Origin of the sequence: uncultured Campylobacter sp. (genome assembly GCF_938030785.1) — a bacterium.
Classification (GTDB): Bacteria; Campylobacterota; Campylobacteria; order Campylobacterales; family Campylobacteraceae; genus Campylobacter_B.
In genome coordinates this window covers 1-3,157 of sequence record NZ_CALHIK010000005.1, presented here as the reverse complement: position 1 = coordinate 3,157, position 3,157 = coordinate 1, and the positions used below count along the sequence as shown (strand labels likewise).

Sequence of the window (3,157 nt, the reverse complement as noted above, 5' to 3'; positions counted from 1 at the left end):
TTATAAATTCCGATCTCGCGCAGCTTAAAAAGGACGGCTTTTTGGATAAATTTTTCGACGATACGCTAGCTATCCACTACCGCGGCACCGTCGATAAGAAGGAATTCCTGCTCGATTAAGCTTTGTAAATTTAAGCGAGCCGTTTAAAATTTTAAGCGCCCGCAACCCCTCGCTTAAAATTTCGGCTTAAATTTTAAAATTTCGCGATTTTCGGTCGGCGATTTTGGCTTTGCGCTTTGTGCCGCGCCGTTTAAAATTTGCTCGCTCACGTTTCGCTAAAATTTTATGCGCTAGCATTGTGAGTTGGGATTAAATTTTAAAATTTAAGATCGCGCTTCAACTTACGGATAAAATTTGCGGCTTCATCGCCGAGATTTAAATTTAAAAATTTCGCAGTTTGCCGGCAAATTCTAAATTTACGCAGCGCGTAGAACGGCGGGTGGGTTTAAATTTAAACCCGCGAGCCAGTTCATTTTATATAAATCCAAAATTTCGCCCTGTTTGAAAGCCAAATTTATGTTTAAATTTACGCTTTTGGCGCGATCGGCGGATCGAGCTGCATGATCTTATCGCCTAGGCGCTGAAAATTTGCAAGGCTTTTTAGGTGGAAATACGCTAGCTCCAGATATCCGCGGCGCGCAAAATCCGCAAGCTTTTTATCGCTTAGCTTCAAAAGCTTTTCGCGATTTACGACCGAAAATCCGTTCAGCAGAGACGATTCCTTGCCGCTAGAGTTAATGCCAAGCTCCTTGGCCTCTAAAATTCCCGCCTTTTGAAATTCCGCCGCCGCAACGCGCGTGCGCATATCTAAATCGGCGTAGTTTTTCATCACCTCTTTTAAATTTTCCAAAAACGGCGTCGGCTTGCCGTCTTTAAAAAGCGCCTCTCCGTCGCCTTTGATCTGCTGCGCGTCTTTGTCGAAACAGATCGCCGTTTGATCGCCGATCTGGGCTAAGAAAAACGGATAATTCTGCACCGAGGAGGGCACCGCTCCCTTATAATCTTTATCGATTAGAACGTTTTTGGTGCGCCCTAGCAGCGCCACCATTTTGGGCTCTTTTTCGATGGTAAATACGATAACGAGGTTGTCCGCGCAAAACGGAATTTCCGGCGCGATTACCGGCACGAAAGGCGCGGTGGGGAATGCATCCGCGTGATATTGTAAATTCGCGTGTTTAACGCTATCTAATACGACTGGGGTCATGTTGATCCTTTAAAAAATTTTAGCAATTATATAAAAAAGAATATTAAAATTCTAAAGAGTTTTGGAATTTCGCTCGTTTTTACTTGCGTAAATTTATAGATTTGGAATTTTAAATTTGATAGAATTGCCAGCAAATTTAAGGAGCGAAAGTGGGCTTGGATGAGCTTTTGGCGCTTGCCGAGGGCGCCGCAAAAAAGGCAAACGCCGCGATAATGCAAAACTACGACAAATTTGATGTCTTTGTCAAAGCGGACAGATCGCCGCTTACGAATGCCGATCTTGCGGCAAATGATGTGATAATGAGCACTCTGGAGCCTAGCGGCATCGCGATCTGCTCGGAAGAGTGCGTGCTGGATAGCAAGCGGCGTATGAGCGAGGAGAGATTTTGGCTGATAGATCCGCTGGACGGTACGAAGGAGTTTATCGCGCGCAACGGCGAGTTTTGCGTCTGCATCGCGCTGATCGAGCATGGGCGTCCGATTTTAGCGACGATCAGCATACCAATAAGCGGCGATATATATAGCTCAAACGGCGGCGGAGTTTATAAAAACGGCGTACTGCTCGCTCGCCCCACTAGTGCGCCGCAAATCTTCATGCAAGGGCACTATAGCAGATCCGCAAAATACGTGCAATTTGCGCAGAAATTTGGAATGCAACTAATGTGCAAAGGCTCTGCGATAAAATTTTGTATTTTAGCCGAGGGGGGTGCGAGCGCGTATGCGAGATTTAGCGACTGTTCGCTCTGGGACATCGCCGCTGGGGATTTTTTGCTGCATCAAAGCGGCGGAGTGGTGGTAGATCTAAAGACGATGGAGGCGCCTCTTTATAACGGAAAAAGCCTGATAAATAACCATTATTTGGCGGTCGGCGCGAGTGCGGTAAAGTTATTGCCTGAAATGTTGGAGTTCGCAAAGAATTTTTAAGCTAAATTTATAGTAAACGTCCTATAATATAAGTCCAAAATTTTTTATCAAAGGATAAAAACATGAAGGGTTTTACTATGATCGAATTAATTTTCGTGATCGTGATTTTAGGTGTTTTGGCGGCAATTGCCATTCCAAGACTAGCAGCTATGCGTGATGACGCAGAAGTGGTAAGGGCGGCGCACAATATATCTGTGTCCTTGCGTGATATGATAGGCTACTATACTTCGCAAGGAAGTTATAGTGCAGATTTTGCTGGTATGACAAATGTGTCAATTCCTATTAAGGTTAGAGGTTCTGTTTGTGCCACATATACATACAATAGCGCTTCGCAAATTACCCTTACAAAGGGGTATGACGGTCTATGCGCTACTGTTTGGAATTCGTCAAATCTAAAAACTATAGACAACCTTTATAGTTCAGATGCGTTGGTAATTGTACAGTAATCGTTTGGGCGTGAGCTAGCTCTCACGCCTTTTATTTACAAACCCAAGTAAAATTCCAATCGTCCAAATTATTCCAAAAAATATAAAAATTATGCTCCAAAATTGCGCAAGATCCACGCTTTTGCTTGCCGGAAACAGATACCAGCCTCCGCTATAAAGCGCCGTTAGCTTGGCTTGCAACCCCTCTAGCGCCGTACCAGCCGGTACTGCCGGTACGTCGAATGCGCAGCTATTAAACGGCTTAAAAATCGGCACCGCGCTTAGATCAAAATTTAAAAATTTAACCGCCCCGCCGCAGCCGCTTATCCCTCCCATTTCGCCGTCTTCGCGCAACACGACGCGGATTTTGGCCAAATTTAGCGACGAGATTAGCCCCAGCGTCGCTCCGTAAAACCATACCGCGTATCCGCATATGGCGGCGTAAATGCTCGCTTCGCCGCAGGCTAAAATGATCGCCCCTAGCGCCACGGCGCAAAGCGCGAAGCGCACATACACGCTAAAGTTTTCCGGATAGATGAAAAGAAATTTCTGCAGGAAAAAATATGAAAACGCCAGCCAGCAAAGCGCCCACACTGCGCAGAAAA

The 3,157-nt window shown here is 45.5% G+C and carries 4 protein-coding genes; 2 read left to right on the top strand and 2 right to left on the bottom strand.

All coding sequences use genetic code 11. The features are described from left to right. Positions 1 to 526: 526 nt before the first annotated feature. The gene (locus Q0438_RS00495; protein ID WP_299186106.1) at positions 527 to 1,204 is read right to left on the bottom strand and encodes a SapC family protein; all 678 of its coding nucleotides are present in this window, start codon (positions 1,202 to 1,204) and stop codon (positions 527 to 529) included. A 149-nt stretch (positions 1,205 to 1,353) separates the two neighbouring features. On the opposite strand from Q0438_RS00495, the gene Q0438_RS00490 reads away from it, so the two are divergent. Both Q0438_RS00490 and Q0438_RS11115 read left to right on the top strand, forming a co-directional pair. Beyond that, a complete protein-coding gene (locus tag Q0438_RS00490) occupies positions 1,354 to 2,127 on the top strand; it encodes a 3'(2'),5'-bisphosphate nucleotidase CysQ (RefSeq protein ID WP_299186103.1) in 774 nt (257 codons plus the stop codon). A gap of 62 nt (positions 2,128 to 2,189) precedes the next feature. Next, positions 2,190 to 2,573 carry a type II secretion system protein gene (locus Q0438_RS11115; protein ID WP_367178478.1) on the top strand — a complete coding sequence of 128 codons (384 nt, stop codon included), beginning with the start codon at positions 2,190 to 2,192 and terminating at the stop codon, positions 2,571 to 2,573. Between the two features lie 15 nt (positions 2,574 to 2,588). Here the strand turns inward: Q0438_RS11115 and Q0438_RS00480 are convergent. Then, positions 2,589 to 3,157: hypothetical protein (locus Q0438_RS00480; protein ID WP_299186100.1), on the bottom strand; the 569-nt coding region annotated here is incomplete at its 5' end.